22 protein-coding genes are annotated in these 26,197 nt (G+C 73.3%); 8 read left to right on the top strand and 14 right to left on the bottom strand.

The genetic code is table 11. The features are described from left to right. Positions 1-37: 37 nt before the first annotated feature. From AC3IYJ_RS29815 to recA, 3 genes are all read right to left on the bottom strand, one after another. The gene (locus AC3IYJ_RS29815) at positions 38-2,569 is read right to left on the bottom strand and encodes an FtsX-like permease family protein (RefSeq protein WP_489397612.1); all 2,532 of its coding nucleotides are present in this window, start codon (positions 2,567-2,569) and stop codon (positions 38-40) included. A gap of 88 nt (positions 2,570-2,657) precedes the next feature. After that, positions 2,658-3,323 carry a recombination regulator RecX gene (gene recX / locus AC3IYJ_RS29810; RefSeq protein WP_489397611.1) on the bottom strand — a complete coding sequence of 222 codons (666 nt, stop codon included), beginning with the start codon at positions 3,321-3,323 and terminating at the stop codon, positions 2,658-2,660. A gap of 3 nt (positions 3,324-3,326) precedes the next feature. After that, positions 3,327-4,439 (bottom strand): recombinase RecA, encoded by a 1,113-nt coding sequence (gene recA / locus AC3IYJ_RS29805; protein ID WP_489397610.1) that lies wholly within the window; start codon positions 4,437-4,439, stop codon positions 3,327-3,329. A gap of 184 nt (positions 4,440-4,623) precedes the next feature. On the opposite strand from recA, the gene AC3IYJ_RS29800 reads away from it, so the two are divergent. Beyond that, positions 4,624-5,235, top strand: a complete 612-nt coding sequence (locus tag AC3IYJ_RS29800; protein ID WP_489397609.1) for a 2'-5' RNA ligase family protein — start codon at positions 4,624-4,626, stop codon at positions 5,233-5,235. An 81-nt stretch (positions 5,236-5,316) separates the two neighbouring features. After that, positions 5,317-6,075 (top strand): Clp protease N-terminal domain-containing protein, encoded by a 759-nt coding sequence (locus AC3IYJ_RS29795; protein WP_489397608.1) that lies wholly within the window; start codon positions 5,317-5,319, stop codon positions 6,073-6,075. Here AC3IYJ_RS29795 and AC3IYJ_RS29790 read toward each other — a convergent pair. Together AC3IYJ_RS29790 and AC3IYJ_RS29785 are read right to left on the bottom strand one after the other, a co-directional pair. Beyond that, a complete protein-coding gene (locus AC3IYJ_RS29790; RefSeq protein ID WP_489402964.1) occupies positions 6,029-7,141 on the bottom strand; it encodes an AI-2E family transporter in 1,113 nt (370 codons plus the stop codon). The genes AC3IYJ_RS29795 and AC3IYJ_RS29790 overlap by 47 nt on opposite strands. A 183-nt stretch (positions 7,142-7,324) precedes the next feature. Further along, entirely contained in the window at positions 7,325-7,519 is a 195-nt protein-coding gene (locus tag AC3IYJ_RS29785; protein ID WP_330298909.1) for a DUF3046 domain-containing protein, read from the bottom strand. Between the two features lie 78 nt (positions 7,520-7,597). On the opposite strand from AC3IYJ_RS29785, the gene AC3IYJ_RS29780 reads away from it, so the two are divergent. Beyond that, positions 7,598-8,551 (top strand): hypothetical protein, encoded by a 954-nt coding sequence (locus tag AC3IYJ_RS29780; RefSeq protein WP_489397607.1) that lies wholly within the window; start codon positions 7,598-7,600, stop codon positions 8,549-8,551. Between the two features lie 51 nt (positions 8,552-8,602). Here AC3IYJ_RS29780 and AC3IYJ_RS29775 read toward each other — a convergent pair whose 3' ends face one another. Beyond that, complete coding sequence (locus AC3IYJ_RS29775) at positions 8,603-8,911, bottom strand: AzlD domain-containing protein (protein WP_384651178.1); 309 nt, start codon at positions 8,909-8,911, stop codon at positions 8,603-8,605. Next, positions 8,908-9,663, bottom strand: coding sequence for an AzlC family ABC transporter permease (locus tag AC3IYJ_RS29770; RefSeq protein ID WP_489402963.1), 756 nt, complete (start codon positions 9,661-9,663; stop codon positions 8,908-8,910). Before AC3IYJ_RS29770 ends, AC3IYJ_RS29775 begins: the two co-directional genes overlap by 4 nt. 72 nt (positions 9,664-9,735) lie before the next feature. On the opposite strand from AC3IYJ_RS29770, the gene AC3IYJ_RS29765 reads away from it, so the two are divergent. Further along, positions 9,736-10,542 (top strand): DUF4037 domain-containing protein, encoded by an 807-nt coding sequence (locus tag AC3IYJ_RS29765; RefSeq protein WP_489397606.1) that lies wholly within the window; start codon positions 9,736-9,738, stop codon positions 10,540-10,542. Here AC3IYJ_RS29765 and AC3IYJ_RS29760 read toward each other — a convergent pair. After that, positions 10,539-11,414, bottom strand: a complete 876-nt coding sequence (locus AC3IYJ_RS29760; RefSeq protein WP_489397605.1) for an AraC family transcriptional regulator — start codon at positions 11,412-11,414, stop codon at positions 10,539-10,541. The genes AC3IYJ_RS29765 and AC3IYJ_RS29760 overlap by 4 nt on opposite strands. A gap of 80 nt (positions 11,415-11,494) precedes the next feature. Here AC3IYJ_RS29760 and AC3IYJ_RS29755 point away from each other — a divergent pair, with 80 nt between their 5' ends. The 4 genes from AC3IYJ_RS29755 to AC3IYJ_RS29740 all read left to right on the top strand — a co-directional run bounded on the left by AC3IYJ_RS29755 (position 11,495) and on the right by AC3IYJ_RS29740 (position 18,401). Continuing rightward, entirely contained in the window at positions 11,495-16,111 is a 4,617-nt protein-coding gene (locus AC3IYJ_RS29755) for an Lhr family helicase (protein ID WP_489397604.1), read from the top strand. Between the two features lie 124 nt (positions 16,112-16,235). Next, entirely contained in the window at positions 16,236-16,457 is a 222-nt protein-coding gene (locus tag AC3IYJ_RS29750; RefSeq protein WP_489397603.1) for a hypothetical protein, read from the top strand. Between the two features lie 192 nt (positions 16,458-16,649). Further along, positions 16,650-17,597 (top strand): Fpg/Nei family DNA glycosylase, encoded by a 948-nt coding sequence (locus tag AC3IYJ_RS29745; protein ID WP_489397602.1) that lies wholly within the window; start codon positions 16,650-16,652, stop codon positions 17,595-17,597. 36 nt (positions 17,598-17,633) lie between these two features. Further along, positions 17,634-18,401 (top strand): SDR family NAD(P)-dependent oxidoreductase, encoded by a 768-nt coding sequence (locus AC3IYJ_RS29740; RefSeq protein WP_371618195.1) that lies wholly within the window; start codon positions 17,634-17,636, stop codon positions 18,399-18,401. Positions 18,402-18,831: 430 nt separating this feature from the next. Here the strand turns inward: AC3IYJ_RS29740 and AC3IYJ_RS29735 are convergent, their stop codons facing one another. From AC3IYJ_RS29735 to AC3IYJ_RS29710, 6 genes are all read right to left on the bottom strand, one after another. Then, complete coding sequence (locus AC3IYJ_RS29735; RefSeq protein ID WP_371618193.1) at positions 18,832-19,212, bottom strand: helix-turn-helix domain-containing protein; 381 nt, start codon at positions 19,210-19,212, stop codon at positions 18,832-18,834. A gap of 109 nt (positions 19,213-19,321) precedes the next feature. Next, on the bottom strand, positions 19,322-19,861 hold the full coding sequence (locus AC3IYJ_RS29730) for a CinA family protein (RefSeq protein WP_489402962.1): 540 nt from the start codon (positions 19,859-19,861) through the stop codon (positions 19,322-19,324). 152 nt (positions 19,862-20,013) lie between these two features. Beyond that, a complete protein-coding gene (gene pgsA / locus AC3IYJ_RS29725) occupies positions 20,014-20,670 on the bottom strand; it encodes a CDP-diacylglycerol--glycerol-3-phosphate 3-phosphatidyltransferase (RefSeq protein WP_489397601.1) in 657 nt (218 codons plus the stop codon). Further along, positions 20,667-22,175, bottom strand: a complete 1,509-nt coding sequence (gene rimO / locus AC3IYJ_RS29720; protein ID WP_489397600.1) for a 30S ribosomal protein S12 methylthiotransferase RimO — start codon at positions 22,173-22,175, stop codon at positions 20,667-20,669. The genes pgsA and rimO overlap by 4 nt, the downstream gene beginning before the upstream one ends. A gap of 114 nt (positions 22,176-22,289) precedes the next feature. Continuing rightward, entirely contained in the window at positions 22,290-23,186 is an 897-nt protein-coding gene (locus AC3IYJ_RS29715) for a helix-turn-helix domain-containing protein (RefSeq protein ID WP_489397599.1), read from the bottom strand. Between the two features lie 205 nt (positions 23,187-23,391). Continuing rightward, a complete protein-coding gene (locus AC3IYJ_RS29710) occupies positions 23,392-26,187 on the bottom strand; it encodes an FtsK/SpoIIIE family DNA translocase (protein ID WP_489397598.1) in 2,796 nt (931 codons plus the stop codon). Positions 26,188-26,197 lie beyond the last annotated feature (10 nt).

The raw sequence follows: 26,197 nt of genomic DNA, 5'->3' as shown, positions 1-26,197 counted from the left end.
CAGCCCCACCGGCGTTTCTGCGGCCTGCCCCGAGGGGCTAGCCCTTCGCGGCCGCCACGTCCACCGGCCGGACCCGCAGGGCCAGCCGGCCCGGGACCGCGGTCGCACACAGGGCCAGCAGGCCCGCCCCGGCGACGACCACCCCGTAGGCCAGCGGGAGCACCACCGGCGCGGCCACCCCCGTCATGCCGACGCTGAAGGCGGTCAGTACCGCCAGCGCGATCCCCGAGCCCAGCGCCGCCCCCATCAGGAGCACCGCCAGTGCCTCCACCCGCAGCATCGCCCGTACCTGCCGCCGTGTGGCGCCCGTCAGGCGGAGCATCGCGAACTCCCGCAGCCGCTCCCCCGTGGACATCGCCAGCGTGTTCGCCACCGCGATCGCGGTGAAGGCCAGGACCAGGCCCATCGCCAGCAGGTTGATCTCCGCCCCCGCGGCCTGCCGCTGCGCCCGCGCCCCGTCCGCGTCGGCCGCCGACAGCACCGCCACGCCCGGGTACTCCCGTACGGCCGAGGTCAGCGCGTCCCGCCCGGCGCTCCCCGCCACCAGCACGCTCGAAGCCAGCGGATCGTCCACGTGCGCCGCCACCAGCGCGTGCGGCAGCGTCACGTCGCCGAAGCCCAGCCCCCGCCCGTACACGGCCGCGACGGTGAGGGTGACCGGAGTTCCGTCGCCCAGCGTCAGCGCCAGCGGGCTCCCCGGCTTCAGCCCAAGCTGGTCCGCGGCCAGTTCGCTCACCGCGACGCTCCCCTCCCCGAAGCCCGTCAGGCTTCCGCCCGTCACGCCCGGGTCCCAGGTCCGCTCCAGGCCGGCCGGGGTCACGCCCTGCGCCGCGTACTTCGTCAGCCCCACCCGCACCGACGTGTTCACGACCTCCGTGACCGCCGAGACCCCGGGGGTCCCGCGGAGCCGCTCGGCCGCGCCGTGGGTGACCCCCGGCCCCCGCCCGGCGAGCACCCACTCGGCCCGCACCCCGTCGCGGGCCTGCGCCCGCGCCGCGTCGCCGAGGGTCGGGGTGACGAAGAGCACGGTGCAGGCCATCCCGACCAGCAGCGTGAGCGGGGTGACGGCGGAGGCCATCCGGGTGGCGTTGCCGCGCAGGTTCGCGGTGGCCAGGTGACCGCCCGGACCGGCCGCGCGCAGCGGTCCGGCGAGCAGCGCGGCCGCGCCCTTGACGATGAAGGGGCCCAGCAGCGAGACCGCTCCGGCGAGCACCACCACGGCGAGGAAGGTGACCGGCGTGGACGCCGGTTCGGTGCGCAGCGTGCTCAGTACGGCGACCAGGACCGCTCCGGCGGCCAGCAGCAGCACCCCGGCCACGGTCCGCGCCCAGGGCCGGCGCCGCTCGACGGCGGCCTCGGCGAGCGCCTCGGCGGGGCGGATCCGGGCGATGCGCCGCGCGGTGATCCGGGCCGCGGCCCAGGCGCCGAGCAGGCTCGCGCCGACGGCGGCGATCATCGGGAAGATCCCGGCGGTGCGCTCCAGCGTGACGGGAACCACCCCGCTGTCCACGAACCGGCCGTGCAGCCATGCGGCGAGCGGCAGCCCGGCGAGGGCTCCGGCCACCCCGGCGGCCAGGCCGACGAGCAGCGCCTCGCGGCCGATCATGCGGCGCAGCTGGCGGGGCGTGGCGGCGATGGCGCGGAGCAGGGCGAGCTCGCGGTGGCGCTGCTGAATCGACAGGGCGAAGGTGCCGGTGACCACGAGGATCGCCACGAGGAGGGAGGTGCCGCCCATCGCGCCGCCCATGGAGACCAGCTTGATCCGGGCGCCGGCCGCGTCGAGGAACTCCACCGGGCCCCGCTCGTCACCCGAGGCGACCTGCGCGGTGGTGCCCTGGAGCGCCCGGCGGACCCGGTCCGCGAGTGCTCCGGCATCGACCCCGGGCTCGGGACGCACGCCGATGGCGCTGACCTGCCCGTCGCGGGCGGCGAGCCGCTGCGCTTCGGCGTCGCTGAAGAACAGCGCGCTCTGGTGCGCCAGGCTCCCGTCGGCCGTGGCGGCGATCCCGCTGACCTTGTACGTCCTGGGCTCACCGGTGGACTGCACGGTGAGTTCCGAGCCGGGCTCCAGGGCCGCGCGGGCGGCGAGTTCGCGGTCGACAACCACCTCGGCGCCGCCCTGGGGGGCACGGCCCTGGGCGAGCGTGAAGGGGGTGAGCGCGGCCGAGGTCCAGGCGTGCCCGTACGAGGGCTTCGTGCCCGCTCCCTCGATCAGCGGTACGGCCTGGAAGGTGAGCTCGGGGACGGCCTGCGCCACGCCGGGCACCGCGCGGACGGTGTCCACGGTGGCGGCCGGCAGCCAGGCCCGCTCGGCGACGGGCTTGGCCTTGTGCTTCGTCTTGCTCTTGCCCTTCTTCTCCTTGACCGTCGTCTCGTGGACGTTCTGGTCGGCGGAGACGACGATCGGGGCGCCCGCGTAGCGCTCGGTGGCGATCTTTCCGCGGAGCCCCGTTTCGAGGAGGGTGCCGCAGGCCGTGACGAGGGCCGCCGCGCACAACAGGGCGACGAAGGCTCCGAGGAAACCGGCTTTGCGGTCCCTGACGGTCTGGAGTGCGTAGCGCAGCATCATGCGGCCAACTCTGCCGCCGGGGCGGTCTCCTGACATTGGAGCACCCCGGCGTCCGCCTCCTGGGGCTAACCCCCCGCCCCCGGCGGGATCAGCCCCCCGAGTACCCCGAGTACCCCGGGTATCCCAGGTCCTCGCCGTCGAGGTCCTCGGTGCCCTCCGTCTCCAGGGCGCGGCGGACCACCCGCAGGGCCATGCCCTCCGGGTAACCCTTGCGGGCGAGCATCCCGGCGAGCCGCCGGAGCCGCTTGTCGCGCTCCAGGCCCCGGGTGGAGCGGAGCTTGCGCTCCACGAGCTCCCGGGCGGTCTCCTCCTCCTGGTCGGAGTCCAGCTGCTCCAGGGCCTCCTGCACGAGGGTGGGATCCACTCCCTTGGTCCGCAGCTCCTGCGCGAGCGCCCGGCGGGCCAGGCCCCGGCCGCGGTGGCGGGACTCCACCCAGGCACCGGCGAACGCGGCGTCGTCGATCAGGCCCACCTCCTCGAAACGGGAGAGGACCTGCTCCGACACCTCCTCGGGGATGTCCCGCTTGGCCAGGGCGTCCGCGAGCTGCCGCCGGGTGCGCGGCATCCCGGTGAGCAGGCGCAGACAGATCGCCCGCGCCTGCTCCTCGGGGCTCTGGGGCGGCAGCTCGGGACGGTCTTCCCTGCCGCCCTCCGGGCGGCGGCCACCCCGGCCGCCGCCTTCACGGCGGCCTTGCCGACCGCCCGCGCGGCGGCCCTCAGGACCGTCCGCGCCGCCCTTTTCCTGCTCCCACACGGGTCAGCTCTTGGCGACGGCGGCCTTGGCCGCGGTCTTGGCCTTCGAGGCGGGAGCGGGCACTGCCGGGGTCTCGGCGGCGGCGTCCGCGCCAGCCTCGGCGGCGGGGGCAGCGTCCTTGCGGACACCGACGCCCAGCTTCTCCTTGATCTTCCGCTCGATCTCGTTGGCGAGGTCGGGGTTGTCCTTGAGGAAGTTGCGGGCGTTCTCCTTGCCCTGGCCGAGCTGGTCGCCCTCGTACGTGTACCAGGCGCCGGCCTTGCGCACGAAGCCGTGCTCCACGCCCATGTCGATCAGGCCGCCCTCGCGGCTGATGCCCTGGCCGTAGAGGATGTCGAACTCGGCCTGCTTGAAGGGCGGCGCGACCTTGTTCTTGACGACCTTGACACGGGTGCGGTTGCCGACCGCTTCCGTGCCGTCCTTCAGGGTCTCGATGCGCCGGATGTCGAGGCGCACGGAGGCGTAGAACTTCAGCGCGCGGCCACCGGTGGTGGTCTCCGGCGAGCCGAACATCACACCGATCTTCTCGCGGAGCTGGTTGATGAAGATCGCGGTGGTCTTGGACTGGCTGAGCGCACCGGTGATCTTCCGGAGGGCCTGGCTCATCAGACGGGCCTGGAGACCCACGTGCGAGTCGCCCATCTCACCCTCGATTTCCGCGCGCGGCACGAGCGCCGCGACGGAGTCGATGACGATCAGGTCGATCGCACCGGAGCGGACCAGCATGTCCACGATCTCCAGCGCCTGCTCGCCGGTGTCCGGCTGGGACAGGATGAGGTTGTCGGTGTCCACACCGAGGGCCTTGGCGTACTCGGGGTCGAGCGCGTGCTCGGCGTCCACGAAGGCAACGGTGCCGCCGGCCTTCTGCGCGTTGGCCACGGCGTGGAGGGTCAGGGTCGTCTTACCGGAGGACTCCGGTCCGTAGACCTCGACGACACGGCCGCGGGGCAGCCCGCCGACGCCGAGCGCGATGTCCAGGGCGGTCGAGCCGGTGGAGATGACCTCGATGGGTTCGTTCGGCTTGTCGCCGAGTCGCATCACGGCACCCTTGCCGAATTGCCGTTCAATCTGTGCGAGCGCGGCGTCGAGGGCCTTCTCGCGGTCGTTGCCTGCCATGGGTTCCACCCGATTTGCTTGAGTCGATCGCTTCACGCCATTGACGCTAACGCCTGCCACTGACAACGCGGTCCGACGCCCGTTTTGACTGTGGACAACCCATAAGAATGTGTGTTCGATTTCCCTGTCAAGCGCGCCACGCCGAACCCGTCCGCCCCGCCCCCGGCTGGCATGATCCATTGCCATGACAGACACGGACGACACCGCGCGGGACGCCACGGACCACGCCGCGGACCACGCCGCCGAAGACACCCCCGGCGCGTTCCGAGCCGGCCGGACGGCGCTCATCATCCGGATACCCGAGGCGGAGCCGGTGGTCGGCGACTGGCGGGACCGGCTCGACCACTCCGCCCGGGTCGGGGTCCCGGCGCACGTCAGCGTCCTCTACCCGTTCCTCGACGAGAGCCGCGTCACCCCCTCCACCCTGGCCGCGCTGGCCACGATCCTGCACCCCCTGCACGCCTTCGACCTCCGCTTCGGGCGGACCGGCCGCTTCCCGGGATGCCTCTATCTCGCCCCCGAGCCCGGCGACCCGCTGAAGCACCTGACCCTGGAGGTCGCCGCACGCTGGCCGGAGGCACCGCCCTACGGCGGCCGGTACCCCGGAGTGGTCCCGCACCTCACCGTGGCCCAGCGGGCGGACGAGGCGACCCTGGACGCCGTCGAGGCCGAGCTCCGCGACCGGCTCCCCTTCACCGCCCGCGTCCGCTCGGTGGACCTGGTGGCCTTCGACGGCACGGCCTGGCGCGAGCACACCTCGTTCGCACTGCGGGAGCCCCAGCAGGAGCCGCAGTAGGAGCCCCCAGCAGGAGCCGGAGCCGAAAAAGTGACAACCCACGGTTGACAGTCATTCGACTGTCAACCTAGGGTTGCACTCATGACGAACCCTTCGGTGGAACCCGTTCGCATGACCAACCCGGTACGCCTCGACGAGCTGATCGAGGCCATCAAGAAGGTCCACACCGACACCCTGGAGCAGCTCAGCGGCGCCGTGGTCGCCGCCGAGGCGCTCGGGGAGGTCGCGGACCACCTCATCGGCCACTTCGTCGACCAGGCCCGCCGCTCCGGCGCCTCCTGGACCGACATCGGCCGCAGCATGGGCGTCACCCGCCAGGCCGCCCAGAAGCGCTTCGTCCCCAAGGCCGACAAGGCCGGGGAGGGCAACGACCTCGACGCCTCGCAGGGCTTCTCCCGCTTCACCCCCCGCGCCCGCAACGTGGTCGTGACCGCCCAGAACGAGGCCCGCGCGGCCTCCAGCCCCGAGATCGGCGCCGCGCACCTGGTCCTCGGCCTGCTCGCCGATCCCGAGTCCCTCGCCGCGCTCGCCCTGGGGGCGCAGGGGATCGTCCTGGAGGACGTGCGCGCCGCCGCGAACGCCGCCCTGCCGGCCGCCGCCGCGGAGATGCCCGCGCTCGTACCCTTCGACGCCGCCGCCAAGAAGGCCCTCGAACTCACCTTCCGCGAGGCCCTGCGCCTGGGCCACGCCTACGTCGGCACCGAGCACATCCTCCTCGCGCTCCTCGAACTCGAGGACGGAGAAGGCGTGCTGACCTCCCTCGGCATCGACAAGGCCACCGCCGAGGCGAGCGTCACCGAAGCCCTGGAATCCGTACTCGGCGCCACCGGGGAGAAGTAGCACCCCCCGCGGGGCCGTTCCCGTCCCTCTCCGCGTCCTCCGTCACCGCGTACCGCTTCACGTACGCGCCCAGGAAGGCCTGCATCGTGGCGACGGCCGGGATCGCGATGAGCGCCCCGACCGCGCCCAGCAGGGCGGTGCCGGCGATGACCGATCCGAAGGCCACCGCCGGATGGATGTCGACGGTCCTCGCGGTCAGCTTCGGCTGGAGGACGTAGTTCTCGAACTGCTGGTAGACCACCACGAATCCGAGCACGTACAGCGCGTACCAGGGGTTGACCGTGAAGGCCAGCAGCATCGGCAGCGCGCCCGCCAGGTAGGTGCCGATGGTGGGGATGAACTGCGAGACCAGCCCCACCCACACCGCGAGAGCGGGCGCGTACGGCACGTGGAGCACCACGAAGCAGATGTAGTGCGCGATCCCGGAGACCAGCGCCATCAGTCCGCGCGAGTAGAGGTACCCGCCCGTCTTGGTGACGGCGATCTCCCACGCCCGCAGCACCTCCGACTGCTTCGCGGGCGGCAGTACGGAGCACAGCGCGCGCCGCAGCCGCGGCCCGTCGGCGGCGAAGTAGAAGGAGAAGAGGCCGATCGTCAGCAGCTTGAAGAGGCCACCGAGCACGGCGCCGGACACGTCGAGCACCCCGCTCGCGCTGTTCTGCACGTACTTCTGGAGCCAGTCGGAGTGCAGCAGGCTGTCCTGGATGTCCAGCCGGGACAGATCCGTGCGGAAGGTGTCGTTGATCGAACCGATCACCGAGTCCAGATAGCCCGGGAAGCCTTCCACCAGGTCGACGATCTGCCCGGCGAGCATCGAGCCGAGCATGACGACGAATCCGGCGGCCGCCACGAACACCCCGAGGAACACCAGGAAGGTGGCGAGCCCGCGGCGCATGCCGCGGGCCGCCATCCGGGCCACGGCGGGTTCGATCGCGAGCGCGAGGAAGAACGCGATCAGGATGTTGACGAGCAGCCCGATCAGCTGGTGGAAGGCCCAGCTGCCGAGCTGGAAGCAGGCCACGAGGGCCAGTACGAGGACCACCGCGCGCGGCAGCCAGCGCGGCATCCGGGTCCCGTCCGGGACCGGGGCGACCGCAAGGGGTGCCGGGGCACCGGGCGGCACCTCGGGTGGTGCGCCGTCATCCGCGGGAACCTGTTCGGCGTGCCGGTCGGTCGTCGTCTCATCTGTCGCTGCCACGCCGCCAAGTCTGTCCCACCCGGCCCCCGTACGGGGAACCGCGCGGGTCCCTCAGCGCAGCGAGGCGGGCACGTCCATGGCCGAACACACCGCGCGCCACACGTCCTTGGCCTCCCAGCCGGCGTCCAGCGCCTCGTGGACCGTGCGGCCCCCGAGTTCCCCCATCACGTGGTCGCGTGCGAAGGACTCGGCGTAGCCCGCCCCGAAGTGCTCGGCCATCCGTTCCCAGAAAATCGTCAATCGCATGACCCCATTATCCCGCCCCGGAGAGTGCACCGGCCGCGTTCGGGCCCCGGGCGCAGCACCGGCCCCTACGTTTCTCGCATGCCTGGAGACGAAGCCTGCGCCCCGGCGGCGCCGAGCGCCACGATCCCGCCGTCCCCGCTGGCCCGCGCCGAGCGGTTCATCTGGCTGACGGCCCGGGTCCTGGAGCAGCGGCGGTACGCGTTCCACTTCCTCGGCGGGGAAGCCGACCCGGTGGACGCCGCCCTCGGCGCCTATCTCGGCGCCGACGGCGGCTACGGCCACGCCCTGGATCCGGATCTGCGCGGCCCGCTCAGCCATCCGCTGCACTGCGCCCACGCCCTGCGCGTCCTGGACGCCCTGGGGCGCTGCTCCGGGCAGCGCATCGAGCGGCTCTGCGCCCACCTGACCCGGGTCTCCAGCCCGGACGGGGCGCTCGCGGTGACCTCCCCGGAGCCCGGCGGCTACCCGGCGGCCCCGTACCACCGGCTGCACGACGATCCGCCGGGCGACCTGCTGACCACCGGCCCGGTGGTCGGGCTGCTGCACCGCAACCGGATCTGGCACGCGTGGCTGTTCCGGGCCACGGACTTCTGCTGGGACCGGGTGGAGCACCTGCGCCACACGCACCCGTACGAGATCCAGGGCGCGGTGGCCTTCCTGGACGGGGTCCCCGACCGGGCACGGGCCGCGGCGGCCGCGGACCGGCTGGGGCGCCTCACGCGCGAGCAGGGGCTCGTCGTACTGGATCCCGCGGACCGGGACTCGTACCCCCCGGTGCCCGGCTACGCCCCGGGCGAGCACCTCTACCCGTACGACTTCGCCCGCCGCCCCGACTCGGTGGCCCGTGGCTGGTTCACGGACGCGGAGATGCGGCGCTCGCTGCGCTTCCTGGCCGACGCCCAGCAGCCGGACGGCGGCTGGCCGGTGCACCGCAGGGCCTGGGCGCCGGGCAGCTCGCTGGAGCGGCGGCCGATCGCCACGCTGGAGGCGCTGCTGACGCTGCGCGCCCACGGGGTCCTAGGGGGTGCCTGATGGACGCCGCGACGCCACGGAGATCCATCAGACACCCCCCAGCGGAGGGAATCAGCCTCCCAGGGCCCGCAGGCCCGCGGTGACGACCACGGCCGCCGCGACCACGACCAGGAACGGGGCCCGCAGCAGCAGCGCGATCCCGGCGGCCGCGAGCCCGGCGGCGCGGGCGTCGAGGACGAGCTCGTGCCCGGTGGCGAAGGTCTGCTGCGCGGTGAGCGCGGCGAGCAGGGCGACCGGAAGCAGCGCGGACAGCTTGCGCACGGCCGGCCGCTCCAGGGCTCCGGCGGGAACGAGCAGTCCGGCGAGCTTGACTCCGTAGCAGCCGACGACGGTGAGCCCGATGGCGATCCAGACGTTCATGAGCGGCGTCCCTTCAGCCAGAGGATCACGGGGGCGGCGAGCGCGGCGACGAGCACGGGCACCCCGGCGGGCAGGACCGGCAGCAGTCCGAGCCCGAGGACGAGGGCGAGCGCGGCGACGGCCCGCTCGGTGGAGGTCTTCAGCATGGGCGCGAGCAGCGCGAGGAAGACGGCGGGTCCGGCCGCGTCCAGCCCCCAGACCCTGGTGTCCCCGATGGCTTCGGCGCCGAGCGCGCCCAGCAGGGTGGTCAGGTTCCACAGGACGTAGAGGCTCAGTCCGGTGACGGTGAAGCCGAGCCGGGCCGTCCTGCGGTCGGGCTGGGCGAGGGCCACCGCGGTGGTCTCGTCGATCACCCAGTGCGCGGCGAAGGGCCGGATCCCCTTGGGGAGCGCGAGGAGCTGGGACAGCCTGAGCCCGTAGAAGGCGTTGCGGGTCCCCAGGAAGAAGGCCCCGGCGGCGGCGGTGAACGGGTTCCCGCCCGCGGCCAGCGCCCCGACCAGCGCGAACTGCGAGGCCCCGGTGAAGACGAGCAGGCTGAGCACGCACGCCTGGAGGGTGCTGACCCCGGATCCGGCGGCCGTCACCCCGAAGGCGAACCCGGACAGCCCGACCGCCACCCCGACGCCGAGCGCGTCGCGGACGACGGCGGCGCGCGGCTTGGCCGGGGCGGCGACCTCGGCTTCGGACCCCGCTTCGGATCCGGACCCGGCCCCGGACCCGCCGGGGACCTCTCGGTCGGGAACTCTTCGTATGGTCATCTGATGTTCTCCCACGCCCCGAATCTACGGAGCGGGCGGCACGGCGGTCTTGTACGTTCTTGCACCATGCGCGAAATGATCAATGAGATGGCCGGGCGGCTGGCCGCGGTACCCGGTGTCGGCGGAGTCATGCTCGGCGGCAGCCGGGCCCGCGGCGAGCACCGGCCGGAATCGGACTGGGACCTCGGCGTCTACTACCGCGGCGACGCCCTCGACCTCGGCGCGCTGCGCGCGCTGGCCGGTCCGGACGTGGAGGTGTCCGGGCCGGGCGACTGGGGCCCCTGGGTCAACGGCGGCGCGTGGCTGAAGGTCGACGGCGTGGCGGTGGACTGGATCCTTCGGGACCTGGACCGGGTCGAGCGGATCTGGGAGGAATGCCGCGAGGGCCGGTACGAGGTGGGCGTGCAGCCGGGGCATCCGCTCGGTTTCTGGTCCCCCTGCTACCCGGGCGAGGTGGCCCTCGGGCAGGTGCTGGCCGACCCCTCGGGCGAACTGACCGAGCTGCGCGCCCGCACCTCCGTCTATCCGGAGCCCTTGCGGGACGCGCTGATCGCCGGGGCCTGGGAGGCGGAGTTCCTCGTCGCGGGCGCGGTCAAGGGCGCGGCCCGCGCGGACGGGCTGTACGTCTCGCTGTGCCTGTCCCGGGCGTTCGGAGTCCTCGCCCAGGCCCTGTTCGCGGCGGACCGCCGCTGGTGCCTGAACGAGAAGGGCGCGCTGGCGGCCGCGGAGCTCCTGCCGTCGGCTCCGCCGGGCTTCGGCGACCGCGTCCGCGCCCTGCTGGGCGAGCAGGGCGCGGACGCCGCGTCGCTGACGGCGACGGTGGAAGGGGCCCGCGCCCTGATCGAGGAGACCCGCGCGGCGCTGGCCGGCTAGCCGGTGTTCCCCGGATCCAGGGGCCTACCGGCGGCCCTGCCCCGCCGGTAGGCGCCCGGCGGAACCCCCACGATGCGGGTGAAGTGCCGGTTCAGGTGGGGCTGGTCGGTGAACCCGACGGTGACGGCCGCCTCCGCCGGCGGGGTTCCGGCGTCCAGGAGGCTGCGCGCCCGCCGGACCCGGGCGTCCGTCAGCCAGGTGTGCGGGGGCATGCCGTACCGGTCCCGGAAGGCCCGCAGCAGGGCGAACGGGCTGGTGCCCAGCTCCGCCGCAAGCTGCTCCAGCGAAGGCGGTTCACCCATCCGCTCCTCCAGGACGGCCCGGGCCCGCTCCGCGTCGGCCGCCCCCGCGCGGCGCACCGGACGGGCCGGCAGCGGTCCGGCGTGCCGGGTCAGCATCCGGGCGACGGCGCCGCGCAGCAGGGTGTCGGCGGCCAGGGCGTTGCCGGCCTCGGCGGCCCGGTGGACCTCGGTGATCACCCGGGAGGCCTGCGGGTCGGCGACCACGTCGGCGGTGAAGCCGGGGGTTCCGCGCAGGGTGCCGATCTCGGCGGCGACCTCGGCGATCAGCTCCCGGGAGGGGTAGAGGGTGGCGTAGGCCCAGCCCTCGGGAACCCCGGCGCGGGCGGTGTGCGCGACCTCGGGGTTGATCAGGACCACGCTGCCGGGGCCGGCGCGGACGGTTCCGCCCGGCAGCCCGACCTCCTCGATGCCGCCGGTGACGGCCGCGATGACGTAGCCGTCGTGGGCGTGGCGCGGGAAGGTGTGGCGTACGTAGTGGGCGCGCAGCAGGTCCAGGCCGGGCAACTGCGCGTACTGCCAGTGCCGTGCCCATTCCCGGCCGCCCTCGGCCGCCGGCGTCCCCGTACCCATCTCCCCATTCTGCGCCCCGCCCCGGTCCGGTGTTTGCCCAGGTCCGGCCGGTTGTCAGTGGCCGGGTGCACGATGGGGGCATGTCCGGTACCGCGCTCGACTCGTTCTCCCCCGCGACCCGCTCCTGGTTCACGGGGGCCTTCGCCTCGCCCACCTCCGCGCAGGAGGGCGCCTGGCGGGCGATCGCGCAGGGCTCGGACGTGCTGGTGGTGGCCCCCACCGGCTCCGGCAAGACCCTGGCCGCCTTCCTGGCCGCCCTGGACCAGCTCGCGTCGACCCCGCCGCCGGCCGACCCGAAGAAGCGCTGCCGGGTGCTGTACGTATCGCCGCTGAAGGCCCTGGCGGTGGACGTGGAGCGCAATCTGCGCAGCCCCCTCACCGGGATCCGGCAGGAGTCCGCGCGCCTGGGGCTGCCCGAGCCCGAGATCCGGGTCGGGATCCGCTCCGGCGACACCCCGCCCGCCGAGCGGCGGGCCCTGTCGACCCGGCCTCCGGACATCCTGATCACCACGCCCGAATCGCTGTTCCTGATGCTGACCTCGGCGGCCCGCGAGGCCCTGACCGGCATCGAGACGGTGATCCTGGACGAGGTGCACGCGGTGGCCGGTACCAAGCGCGGGGCCCATCTCGCGCTGTCGCTGGAGCGGTTGGACGAGCTGCTGGCGCGCCCCGCCCGCCGCATCGGCCTGTCGGCGACGGTCCGGCCGGTGGACGAGGTGGCCCGCTACCTCGCGCCGCGCGGCCGGGTGGAGATCGTCCAGCCGCCGTCGACCAAGGAGTTCGACCTGTCGGTGGTCGTCCCCGTCGAGGACATGGGCGAGTTGGGCGGCTCCCCCGCCAGCGAGGGCAAGGAGGGCGGCGACAAACCCTCGATCTGGCCGCAGGTGGAGGAGCGGATCGCCGATCTGGTCCAGGCCCACCGCTCCACGATCGTGTTCGCCAACTCCCGGCGCCTCGCCGAGCGCCTGTGCAACCGGCTCAACGAGATCGCCTACGAGCGCGCCACGGGCGGCCCGCTGCCCCAGGGCCCGCCCCCGGCCGAGCTCATGGCCCAGTCGGGTACCGCCCACGGCGCGCCGCTGCTGCTGGCCCGCGCCCACCACGGTTCGGTCTCCAAGGAGCAGCGGGCCCTGGTGGAGGAGGACTTGAAGGCGGGCCGGCTGCCCGCCGTGGTCGCCACCTCCAGCCTGGAGCTCGGCATCGACATGGGCGCGGTGGACCTCGTCATCCAGGTGGAGTCCCCGCCGTCGGTGGCCTCCGGGCTCCAGCGGGTCGGCCGGGCCGGGCACCAGGTGGGCGCGGTCTCCACCGGGGTCGTCTTCCCCAAGTACCGGGGGGACCTGGTCCAGGCAGCCGTGGTCACCGAGCGGATGCGCACCGGCTCGATCGAATCCCTGCGCGTGCCCTCCAATCCGCTGGACGTCCTCGCCCAGCAGCTCGTCGCGATGACCGCGATGGACACCTGGCAGCTGGACGACCTGCTCGCCCTGGTGCGGCGGGCGGCGCCGTTCGCGGCGCTGCCCGATTCGGCCTTCACGGCGGTCCTGGACATGCTGGCGGGCCGCTATCCGTCGGACGCGTTCGCCGAGCTCAGACCCCGGGTGGTGTGGGACCGCGTGGCCGGTACGGTCACCGGCCGGCCCGGCGCCCAGCGGCTCGCGGTCACCTCCGGCGGGACCATCCCGGACCGCGGCCTCTTCGGCGTCTTCCTGGCCGGCAGCGACCCGAAGAAGGGCGGCGGCCGGGTCGGAGAGCTCGATGAGGAGATGGTCTACGAGTCCCGCGTCGGCGACGTCTTCACCCTGGGCACCACCTCCTGGCGGATCGTGGACATCACCCGCGACCGCGTCCTGGTCACCCCCGCCCCCGGGGTCCCGGGCCGGCTCCCGTTCTGGAAGGGCGACCAGCTGGGCCGCCCGCTCGAACTGGGCCGCGCGGTCGGCGCGTTCCTGCGCGAGCTCGGCGGGCTCACCGAGCAGGACGCCCGCCTGCGCCTACTGGCGGCGGGCCTGGACGCCTGGGCCGCGCAGAACGTCCTGTCCTACCTCGCCGAACAGCGCGAGGCCTGCGGCCACGTACCGGACGACCGCACCATCGTGGTCGAGCGGTTCCGCGACGAGCTCGGCGACTGGCGGGTCGTCGTCCACTCCCCCTTCGGCGCCCAGGTGCACGCCCCCTGGGCGCTGGCCCTCGGCGCCCGCCTCTCCGAGCGGTACGGGATGGACGCGCAGGTGATGCACGCCGACGACGGCATCGTGCTCCGCCTCCCGGACGCCGACCTGCTCTCCATGGACCTCCTCGACCACGACCCCGCGGGTCCCGGGTCCCCCGGCGGGGCCGGACTCGGCCTCGGTTCCTTCGAGTTCGACGACGAGAAGGCCCCGCTGGGCGCGGCGGACGTGACCTTCGACCACGGGGACGTCCAGCAGATCGTCACCGACCAGGTCGGCGGCTCCGCCCTGTTCGCCTCCCGCTTCCGCGAGTGCGCGGCGCGCGCCCTGCTCCTGCCGCGCCGCAATCCGGGCAAGCGCACTCCTCTGTGGCAGCAGCGCCAGCGCGCCTCGCAGCTCCTCCAAGTGGCTTCGGAGTTCGGCTCGTTCCCGATCGTGCTGGAAGCCGTACGGGAATGCCTGCAGGACGTCTTCGACGTACCGGGCCTGACCGAGCTGATGGGGGACATCGAAGCCCGCCGGGTCCGCCTCGTCGAGGTCACCACCGCCGAGCCCTCGCCCTTCGCGCGCTCCCTCCTCTTCGGCTACGTCGCCCAGTTCCTCTACGAGGGCGACTCGCCCCTGGCCGAGCGCAGGGCGGCCGCGCTGTCGCTGGACTCCCGGCTGCTGGCGGAACTGCTCGGCCAGGCCGAGCTCCGCGAGCTGCTGGACGCGGAGGTACTGGCGGAGCTGGAGCGGGAGCTCCAGTGGCTGACGGAGGACCGGCGGGCCAAGGACGCCGAGTCGGTGGCCGACCTGCTGCGCCTGCTGGGCCCGCTCACCCCGGCCGAGCTGAAGGCGCGCGGCGCGGACCCGGCATGGGCGCGGTCCCTCGAATCGTCCCGCAGGGCGATCCGGGTCCGGATCGGCGGCGAGGAGCACTGGGCGGCGATCGAGGACGCGGGCCGGCTGCGGGACGCGCTGGGCACGGCGCTGCCGGTGGGCGTCCCGGAGGCGTTCACCGAGCCGGTGAAGGACCCGCTGGGCGATCTCCTCGCCCGCTGGGCCCGCACCCACGGCCCCTTCACCACGGCCTCCGCCGCCACCCGCTTCGGGCTGGGCGCGGCCGTGACGGACGGCGCGCTGCACCGGCTGGCGGCGGCCGGGCGGGTGGTCCAGGGCGAGTTCCACCCGGCGGGCATCGGCCAGGAATGGTGCGACGCCGGCGTGCTGCGCAGGCTCCGGCGCCGTTCGCTCGCCGCGCTGCGCCAGGAGTTGGAGCCGGTCCCGCCCACCGCCCTCGCCACCTTCCTCCCCCAGTGGCAGCATCTGGGCGGAGCCCTGCGCGGCATCGACGGCCTGGCCCGCGCGATCGAACAGCTCCAGGGCGCCCCGGTCCCGGCTTCCGCCCTCGAACGCCTGATCCTCCCGTCCCGGGTCTCGGACTACTCCCCGACCCTCCTGGACGAACTGACCACCACGGGCGAAGTGCTCTGGGCGGGCGCGGGCTCCCTCCCGGGCAAGGACGGCTGGATCTCCCTCTACCTGGCCGAGGCCGCCCCGCTCCTGCTGCCCCCACAGCACCCCCTGGAGCTCACCCCGCTCCACGAAGCGGTCCTGAGCGCCCTCTCCGGCGGATACGCCCTGTTCTTCCGCCAGCTCGCGGACGCGGTCCGCGCCCACACCCCGACGGCCTCGGATCTGGACCTCTCCTCGGCGATCTGGGACCTCACCTGGTCGGGACGCCTCACGAACGACACCCTGGCCCCCCTGCGCTCCCTCCTAGGCTCGGGCCGGACGGCCGGGGCCACGGCCCACCGGGCCCGCCGCACGATCCCCCGAGGCCGCTACGGCACCCTCGCCCCCCAGGCCTCCCGTACCGGCCCCCCGACGGTTTCGGGCCGCTGGTCCCTGCTCCCGGCCCACACCCCGGACCCGACGCACCGGGCACACGCCCTGGCCCGCACCCTGCTGGACCGTCACGGCGTGGTGACCCGGGGCGCGGTGGCCGCCGAAGCGGTGGAGGGCGGCTTCGCCGCCGTCTACCGGATCCTGTCGGCCTTCGAGGACAGCGGCCAGGCCCGCCGGGGCTACGTGGTCGAAGGCCTGGGTGCGGCCCAGTTCGCCATGGACGGGGCGGTCGACCGGCTCCGTGCCGCCGAGCGCACCCCGCCCCCGCTGGCGGCGACGGTCCTCGCGGCCGCCGACCCGGCGAACGCCTACGGCGCGGCCCTCCCCTGGCCGGAGCCCCCGTCCGGCGCCACCCACAAACCGGGCCGCAAGGCCGGCTCCCTGGTGGTCCTTGTGGACGGCGCCCTGACCCTCTACCTGGAACGCGGCGGCAAGACCCTCCTGGCCTGGCCCGTACCGGACGCCCCCCAGCTCACGGCCGCCCTGGCGGCCATCACCGCCGCCTCCCGCGCGGGCACCCTCCCGGACCTCACGGTGGAGCGCATCAACGCCACGCCCTCCCTCACCTCCCCCTACGCCCCACCCGTGGAATCCTCCGGCTTCCACGCCACTCCCCGAGGCCTCCGCCTGCGATGACGAGCCGGCGCGTCGAAGCCCCGACCGTCAACCCGGGGCCGAGCACCCCCGCCGTCCTGCCCGTCCGGCCACCACGACCGCCTCGGTCCGAGTACGGTTTGCGCTCTCGACGAGGGGAGCCGAGATGGCTGAGCAACAGGGTCCCGACTGGGCACGCGGGCTGCTGGCCGTGGGCCTGCTGCTGCTGATCGTCGGGGTCTTCACCCTCTGGCCGCTGTGCGTGGTGGGCTTCCTGATGATCCTGTTCGTGGGTGTGTCCACCGCAGGCCGGCGCCGGGCGAGCGGGAAGGCGCCGGAGACATTGCTGAATCCGGGCGACCGCCCGTGGCGTCGCCCCCAGGACTAGGGCCCGTCGTCAACATGCCGCCTGCCCCGCGACGCCCGGCACGCACTCTCACCGCACCGGACGCCTCGGGGCCGCCCTCCGGGCGACGACGGCACTCTGACGACAGGCCCTCGGCCGTCCCTTTCGGATCCTGCCGGGTCCGCGTCGCCCGGTACCGCACCCCGCCGCGCTGCCGGGGCCCAGAATGGGGACATGCCCGAAGGCGACAGCGTCTACCGCACCGCGGCCCTGCTCCGCGAAGCCCTGGCGGGGAAGGTGCTCACCCACTCGGACTTCCGCGTGCCCCGCTTCGCCACCGCCGATCTCACCGGCCGCACCACCCTCGAGGTCGTCCCCCGCGGCAAGCACCTCCTCATCCGCCTGAGCGGCCCCGCCGACCCCGGACCGGCGGACCCCCCGCCCGGCGGCCTCAGCGGCTCCGGCAGCCCCGGACCCTCCGGTCCCCCGCCCCGGACCCCCCACCGGCCCACGGACAGCCTCACCCTCCACACCCACCTCCGCATGGACGGCGCCTGGCGCGTCTTCGCCAACGCCACCCCCACCGGCGGCTCCGATGCCCCCGCCGCCGGAGGCGCCGCCACCTCCACCCCCGCCGGAGGCCACCGGCGTGCCGACCACGAGATCCGCCTGGTCCTCGCCACCGCCACGCACACCGCCGTCGGCTACCGCCTCCCCGTCGTGGAGCTGCTCCGCACCGCCGACGAGCACCGCGTCGTCGGTCACCTCGGCCCCGACCTGCTCGGCCCGGACTGGGACCCGCAGGCCGCCGCGGACAACCTGCTCGCCGACCCCGGCCGTCCGCTAGGCGAGGCCCTGCTCGATCAGCGCAACCTGGCCGGGATCGGCAACATCTACAAGGCCGAGCTCTGCTTCCTCGCCCGGCTCACCCCCTGGACCCCCGTCGGCGACATCCCGCGGGCCACCCTCCCCCGCCTCACCGCCGCCGCGCACCGGCTCCTCGACGCGAACAAGGACCGCCGTCGCAACACCACCGGCAGTCGCCGCCCCGGCCAGGACCTCTTCGTCTACGGCCGCTCCCACCGGCCCTGCCTGCGCTGCGGCACCCCCGTGCGCGAGGCCCCGCAGGACGGCCGCCCCACCTACTGGTGCCCGCGCTGCCAATCCGGCCCGACAGTATAGTTGACGCTCCGTCAGATCCGGTCGTACCGTCCCCGCATGCCCACACCCACTGCGTACGACCTCACCGGCCGCACCGCCTTGATCACCGGCGCCGCCAGCGGCATCGGCCGCGCCACCGCCGTGCTCCTCGCCGAGGCGGGAGCGGCCGTGCACTGCGCGGACCGCGACGCGCAAGGACTCCAGGAGACCGCCGAGCTGATCACCAAGGCGGGCGGCCGTGCCACCGTCCACCCTCTCGACGTCACCGACCGCGCCGCGATCAAGGCCGCCATCGCCCAGGCCGGCCCGCTCGACATCACCGCCGCGATAGCCGGGATCATGCACAGCAGCAGCGTCCTGGACACGGCCGACGAGGACCTCGACCGGGTCCTGGACATCAACTTCAAGGGCGTCCTGCGCACCTGCCAGGAGGCCGCCCGCTCCATGATCGCGGCGGGCCGTCCCGGCTCGATCGTCACGATGGCCTCCGGCGCCGTGGACGCCGCCCAGCCCGGCCTGCTCTGCTACAGCGCTGCCAAGGCCGCCGTGGTCCAGCTGACCAAGACCCTGGCCACCGAGGCCGGCCCCCACGGCATCCGGGTCAACGCCGTGGCCCCCGGCTGGATCCGCACCCCGATGACCGGTCGGCACAGCCCCGAGGTCCAGGAGCAGACCGAGGCGATGATGACGCGGATGTCCCCGCTGCGCCGGGTCGGCGAGCCCGAGGACATCGCGCAGGCCGTGCTCTACCTCGCCTCGGACGCCTCGTCCTTCATGACGGGCCAGATCCTTCGCCCGAACGGTGGGGTGTCGATGCCCTGGTAGCGCCCCCGTCCCCAACACGGTCCCCGGCACCGGCACCGCCCCCGGCCCGCCCGTCGGCCCGGCGACGCCCCCGCTCGGGGCGGCCCCGCCCCGGCCCCGGCACGCAGTGCACCGGAAGCAGTCCCAGCCCCCATCCGCCGACGGCGACCGCGCCCTCCAGGGGCCCGGTCTCCTGCGGCGCCAGCGCCAGCCGCAGCACCGCCCACCACCACAGGACGCCCACCACCAGCGCAAGGGCCAGGCCCGCGGGTATCCGCGTCCGCAGCAACCGCCGCACGGTCATCTCCCAGGGGCCGGGGTCCCGGACACGCCCAATCCTCCCGTACCCCCCGCGACCCCGCACCCAGAACGGCCGGGAGCCCCGGCCGGTGCATCAGCACCGACCGGGGCTCCGGCCACACTCACACGCGCGCCACGAACGGCTCGCACATCACGCGGCTACGACATTCACCGCTTCCACGGGCGCCTTGATGGTCACCCGCTCCGGGCCACCCGTGACCGAGGCCACGGATACCGAATTGAGCATCGGGCGAACCGGTGCGGACACCGGACCGCTTGCCGCAGCCGACTGTGCCAGCTCGGCGAGCGACAGCTCGTCGCTGACTTCGCGCATCAGCTCTGACATCCGTACGTCAAGCGCGTCGCAGATCGCGGAGAGCAGCTCGGAAGATGCCTCCTTCTGCCCCCGCTCCACCTCGGAGAGATAACCGAGCGAAACTCGGGCGGACGAGGAGACTTCGCGCAGAGTACGGCCCTGGCGCTGGCGCTGCCGACGCAGCACGTCACCCAGCAGGCGACGGAGCAGAATCATCGGTGGCTCCCTCCTCTGACCGTGTAGCCGTAACCTTCACGCCCCACCGTACCGCCTCGCGCCGCGGCCGTGCGGGGAGCGATGTCGTGTTCACTCAGGGCTGCAAACATCAAATCCCCCCGTCCTGTTCCGTATCCTGCCCCCGCAGATTCTCGCGAAGTTCGCTCGCGAGAAGCTTGAGCACTGTGCGTGCACTCTCCCTACGGATTTCCTCCCGGGAGCCTTTCAACCGCAGCCGGGCCGTTTTCCTGCCCCGGGGGCCCGCCACGGACACGAAAACGGTGCCAACCGGCTGCCCGTCCTGTGGCTCCGGGCCGGCCACTCCGGTGGTCGCGATGCCCCACGAGGCGCCCAGGACGCGTCGCACTCCGGCCGCCATCTCCTCTGCGACCTGCGCGTTTACCGCGCCTTCGGCCGCCAGCAGCTCCGCGTCCACGCCCAGTACCCGGTGCTTGAGCTCGGTCGCGTACGCCGTGACGGAACCTCGGAATGACCGAGAAGCGCCGGGGACCGCGGTGAGCTCGGCGGCCACCATGCCGCCGGTCAGGGACTCCGCGACAGCGACCGTTCCGTTACTCTCCGCGAGCAAGTTCAGCACATCGGCCGCAACCGCCCCGGTGTCCCCGCCAGCCTCAGCGGCACTCCGGATCGCCTCACCCGTCTCTGGAGCCACTGAAGATTCCCCCGTACCGATTACCGCAGAATTACCGGCGCCGCCCGCCGAGGCACCCGCCGGGCCGCCCGTGGGGCCGCTCCCGGCGTCGCCGACGAGCCCGAACCCCGCACCGGTCCCCGCGTCGTTCACCGCGCGGCCCGCTCCTCGGCCAGCCCCTGGCGCCGCAGCACGATCGCCTGGCGGATGTAATCCAAACCGGTGACCACGGTCAGCACGACGGCGACCGCCATCACCCAGAACCGCATCGTGGCCAGCGGCCCGGTCAGCGCGAGCACGTACATGCCCACGGCCGTGCCCTGGGCCAGGGTCTTGAGCTTGCCGCCCCGGCTCGCGGGAATCACCCCGTACCTGATGACCCAGAAACGCAGGAGCGTGATCCCGAGTTCCCGGCCGAGGATCACCCCGGTCACCCACCAGGGCAGATCACCGAGCCACGACAGACACACCAAAGCCGACCCCATGATCGCCTTGTCGGCGATGGGGTCGGCGATCTTCCCGAAGTCGGTGACCAGGTTGTAGGTGCGGGCCAGATGCCCGTCGAAGATGTCGGTGATCATGGCGACGGCGAACGCCGCCCAGGCCAGCGCCCGCCAGACGGGGTCGTATCCCCCGTCGGCGAGCAGCAGCATCACGAATCCCGGCACCAGGACCAGCCGGATCATCGTCAGGATGTTGGCGATGTTCCACAGGCTGGCCTGACTGACCGCCGCGGCGCCCAGCTTCGCGCCGGGCGCGGGCCGGCGGCCGGTCCCGCCCGCCGCGGATGCCGGGGCTCCGCTCATCCGGCCGCCTCCTCGAGGTCCACGCCCAGGGGCTCGGCCACCAGGTCCACGCCCAGGGTGCCGACCACCTTCGCTGTGACGATGCGCCCGGGGACCAGGCCCGCGCCGTCCGTGAAGACGACCTGGCCGTCGGTCTCGGGGGCCTGGTGGGCGGCGCGCCCGTAGGCGCCCTCGCCGTCCTCGGCCTCGTCGATCGGGACGACCGTCTCGACGAGCACCTCCAGGGTCTCTCCGATCCGCTCCTCCGCGCGCTGCGAGGTGAGCTCCTCGGCGAGGCGCTGCATGTGGGCGAGGCGCTCGGCGATCGTGTCGGCGTCCAGCTTGTTGTCGTAGGTGACGGCCTCGGTGCCGTCCTCGTCCGAGTAGCCGAAGACGCCGATGGCGTCGAGCCGCGCGTTGGTGAGGAAACGCTCCAGCTCGGCGAAGTCCGATTCCTTCTCGCCGGGGAAGCCGACGATGAAGTTGGACCGGACGCCGGCCTGCGGGGCCTTGGAGCGGATGGTGTCCAGCAGCTCCAGGAAGCGGTCGGTGTCACCGAAGCGGCGCATGGCGCGCAGCACGTCAGGGGCCGAGTGCTGGAAGGAGAGGTCGAAGTACGGGACGACCTTGGGGGTCGAGGTCAGTACGTCGATCAGGCCGGGCCGCATCTCAGCGGGCTGGAGGTAGCTGACGCGGACGCGCTCGATGCCGTCCACCTCGGCCAGCTCGGGCAGCAGGGTCTCCAGCAGGCGGATGTCGCCGAGGTCCTTGCCGTACGAGGTGTTGTTCTCGGAGACCAGCATGATCTCCTTGACGCCCTGCTCGGCGAGCCAGCGCGTCTCGCCCAGCACGTCGCTGGGGCGGCGGGAGATGAAGGAGCCGCGGAAGGACGGGATGGCGCAGAAGGAGCAGCGGCGGTCGCAGCCGGAGGCCAGCTTGACGGAGGCCACCGGGCTCTTGTCCAGGCGGCGACGCAGCGGCGCGCGCGGCCCGGAGGCGGGCGCGAGCCCGTCCGGGAGGTCGGCGGGGGCCTCGGCCGGCTCCTCGGCGGGCGCCGACTGCGCGTGGCCGGGCAGGGCCACCTCCGCCTCCTGGCGGGCCGCCGGGCTGATCGGCAGCAGCTTGCGCCGGTCGCGCGGGGTGTGGGAGGCGTGGATGCCGCCGTTGAGGATGGTCTGGAGGCGGTCGGAGATGTCGGCGTAGTCGTCGAATCCGAGGACTCCGTCGGCTTCGGGGAGCGCTTCGGCGAGTTCCTTGCCGTAGCGCTCGGCCATACAGCCGACGGCTACGACGGCCTGCGTCCTGCCGTGATCCTTGAGATCGTTGGCTTCGAGCAGGGCGTCTACGGAGTCCTTTTTGGCGGCTTCGACGAAGCCGCAGGTGTTGACGACGGCTACGTCCGCATCGGCGGCGTCCTCGACGAGCTCCCAGCCATCCGCCGCCAAGCGGCCTGCGAGCTCCTCCGAGTCCACCTCGTTACGGGCGCAGCCAAGAGTGACAAGGGCGACGGTACGGCGTTCGGGCATGGACTCAAGACTACTTCGTCCCGGCGGCGGCCCCCGCCTCCCATCCCAGTACGACAAGATCCCCGGAGTGCGGCGCAGCACTCCGGGGATCCGGAACGATTTATTCCTCGCTGGTCAGCCCGCCTGGGCCTGGCCCTGACGCGGGTCGTCCTTGGTGTATGTGAGACGTTCCACCTGGCCCGGCTGGAACTTGTCCTTGATCTCCTTGCCGTTCACGAACAGCTTCACGACCCCGGCGTCGCCGAGGACCAGGTCGATGGAATCCTTGTCGGTGAACGTCTTCGACTCGCCCGGCGCCAGGGTTCCGTCGAAGAGGAGCCGGCCACTGTGGTCCTTGGCCGAGATCCAGCTTTCCCCGTCGTTGGCGGTCAGGACGACCGTGACGAGGTCCTTGGGCGCGGCGGCGATGGCGCTTTCCGAGGGCTCGGGCTTGGGGGCCAGAGGTGCCTGCGGGGTCTGGGGCGACGGCTTGGCGCCGCTCTGGGTGGGTGCGGCCTTGGGGGCGGCGGAACCTTCCGCCACCGGCTGCTTGGACTTCTCGTCACCGCTGCCGAAGGCGGTGAAGCCGACGAAGCCGATCACGGCGACGATGGCGGCGACCATGGCGGCGGTCCAGTTGGGCCGCTGCCGTTCGGGGCGGATCCGCTCGGCTTCGAACATCGGCGCGGCGGGGGTGGGTGCCGGCCGGCCGCCGTGGGCCGCGTCGTAGCTCTCGACCAGGGGTGCCGGATCGATGCGCACGGCGCGGGCGAGCGTACGGATGTGGCCGCGGGCGTAGACGTCGCCGCCGCAGCGCGAGAAATCATCGGATTCGATCGCGTGCACGATCGGAATGCGCACGCGGGTGGTGGAACTGACCTCGTCGACGGTCAGCCCGGCGGCGATCCGGGCCTTCTTGAGGGCCGTCCCGATGGACGGTCCTTCGACGGAACGTTCGACGACGCGGTCCTCGGACCGGTCGTCGGTCGAAGGCCGCTCTTCTTCGGGGGAGTTGGAGTTGCCGATGGACACGAGGGCGCCTTTCGAGCGTGTAGCCACCTGCTGGATGTCCAGTCTAGGGGGGTGACGAAAGGGTGTGGCAACCGGAGGGGTGACTCCGTACGCCATACGAATGGCCACGGTGATTCCGCCCGGTGTCGCGGCCCGGGACGCGCCGCCACCTCCCTCAACTGGACGCGGCCCCGGAGGAAACGGCCACCCCCGGAACACGGACGGCCTAGAGGGGAGTCTCCCCGCGGATCATCGCGAGCACTCCGTCAAGTTCGTCGGCCTTGAGCAGGACGTCGCGCGCCTTCGAGCCCTCGCTCGGGCCCACGATCCCGCGCGACTCCATCAGGTCCATCAGCCGGCCGGCCTTCGCGAAACCGACCCGCAGCTTGCGCTGGAGCATCGAGGTGGACCCGAACTGCGTGGAGACGACCAGCTCGGCCGCCTGGCACAGCAGGTCCAGGTCGTCGCCGATCTCCTCGTCGATCTCCTTGGTCTGCTTCTGCCCGACCGTGACGTCGTTGCGGAAGACCGGCGCCATCTGGTCCTTGCAGTGCTGCACGATCCCGGCGATCTCGTCCTCGGTGACGAAGGCGCCCTGCAGCCGGACCGGCTTGTTCGCGCCCATCGGCAGGAACAGCCCGTCGCCCTTGCCGATCAGCTTCTCCGCACCGGGCTGGTCGAGGATCACCCGGCTGTCCGCGAGCGAGGACGTGGCGAACGCGAGCCTGGAGGGCACGTTGGCCTTGATCAGGCCGGTGACCACGTCCACCGAGGGCCGCTGCGTGGCGAGCACCAGGTGGATGCCGGCCGCACGGGCCAGCTGGGTGATGCGGACGATGGAGTCCTCCACGTCGCGCGGGGCCACCATCATCAGGTCGGCGAGCTCATCGACGATCACCAGCAGGTACGGGTACGGGCTGAGCTCCCGCTCGCTGCCCGGCGGCAGTTTGATCTTGCCTTCGCGGATCGCCTTGTTGAAGTCGTCGATGTGCCGGTACCCGAAGGCCGCGAGGTCGTCGTAGCGCAGGTCCATCTCGCGCACGACCCACTGGAGCGCCTCTGCGGCCCGCTTCGGGTTGGTGATGATCGGGGTGATCAGGTGCGGGATGCCCTCGTACGCCGTCAGCTCCACCCGCTTGGGGTCCACGAGCACCATCCGGACGTCCTCCGGGGTGGCCCGCACCATCACCGAGGTGATGAGGCAGTTGATGCAGGAGGACTTGCCGGAGCCCGTGGCGCCGGCGACCAGCACGTGCGGCATCTTCGCGAGGTTGGCCATGACGTAGCCGCCCTCGACGTCCTTGCCGAGCGCGACCAGCATCGGGTGGTCGTCCTCGGCCGCGTCGGCCAGCCGGAGCACGTCGCCCAGGTTGACCATCTCGCGGTCGGTGTTCGGGATCTCGATGCCGACCGCCGACTTGCCGGGGATCGGGCTGATGATCCGGACGTCCGGCGAGGCCACCGCGTAGGCGATGTTCTTCGCGAGCGCGGTGATCCGCTCGACCTTCACGGCCGGGCCGAGCTCCACCTCGTAGCGGGTGACCGTCGGACCGCGGGTGAATCCGGTGACCTTCGCGTCGACCTTGAACTCCATGAACACGTTGGTCAGCGAGGCGACCACCGCGTCGTTCGCAGCGCTACGGGTCTTCCCCGGCCCCCCGCGCTCCAGCAGGTCCAAGGAGGGCAGGGAGTACGTGATGTCCCCGCGCAGCTGGAGCTGCTCGGCGCGGGGCGGCAGCGCCTGGGTCTCGGGCGGGGCCTTGGTCAGGTCGGGCACGGACAGCGTCCCGGAGGCCACGGCGGTGGTGCCGTGCGGCGTGGCTCCGGGAACGACGGGGGCCGGGGCAGCGGGCCCCGGGGCAGCGGCTGCGGCTGCGGCTGCCGCTGCCGAGGCCTTCTCCTCGCGGGCGGAGGGCACCGGAGCAGTGATCTCCGCGCCCTCGCGCTCCACCGAGATGCCCTGGGTGAGATCGGCGACCAGCAGGGAGGGCGGCATCCCGCCGTAGACCGCACCGTCCAGCGCCGCCGCGGCCGCGGCGGCCACGTCGACGGCGTCCATCTCCCGGTCCATGCCCGGCCTGCCGGTGGCCCGCCGGGGGCGCCGCCGCCGGGCGAGCGCCTCCTCCTCGGTGGTGGCGGCCGCACCCGTACGGGCCCGCCACTGCTCGGCGTCGTGCCGGTCGGCGGAGACAGCCTCCGCGGCGGCCTGCCCGTAGCCCTCGTCGTACTCGTTCGGCGCGATCACCCCGAGCCGGATCCCCGCGTTGCGCAGCCGCCGCGGGATCGCGTTGACCGGGGTGGCGGTGACCACCAGCAGCCCGAAGACGGTGAGCAGCACCAGCATCGGCACGGCCAGCGGCGCGCCCATCGTGAAGATCAGCGGCTTCGAGGCGCCCCAGCCGATCAGCCCGCCCGCGTTCTGCATGGCGGTGGTGCCCTCGTCGCGCCCGGGGGCTCCGCAGGCGATGTGCACGAGCCCCAGCACTCCGATGACCAGCGCGGAGAGCCCGATCCCGATGCGGCCGTTGGCGTCCGCCTGTTCGGGGTGGCGGATGAAACGTACCGCCATGACGCCGAGCAGGATCGGCACGAGCAGGTCGAGCCGCCCGAAGGCGCCGGTGATCAGCATGGTCACCAGGTCCCCGACGGGCCCGCTCAGGTTCGACCAGGTCCCGGCGGCGACGATCAGCGCGAGCCCGAGGAGCAACAGCGCCAGGCCGTCCTTGCGGTGGGCGGGGTCGAGGTTCTTCGCGCCCTGCCCGATGCCGCGGAAGACCGCGCCGACCGCGTGCGCGAGGCCCAGCCAGACGGCGCGCACCAGCCACAGCACTCCCCCGGTGGGGGACGGCGCGGGTTTGGGCGCGACCTTCTTGACCGGGGCGCGCCGAGTGGCGGCCGCGGCCTTCTTGGCGGGCGGCTTGCGAGCGGGGGCTGCCTTCGCCGGCGCCGTCGTACGGCCCGTGCGACCCTTCGCGGTGCCCGCCGTGCTCTGGGAACCCTTACCGGACGTACTTGAGGCCATGGGCCCGAGG

This window comes from Streptomyces sp. GL_140, assembly GCF_057834465.1.
Note: the sequence above shows the minus strand (reverse complement) of the source record. Positions and strands in the feature narration are given on the sequence as shown.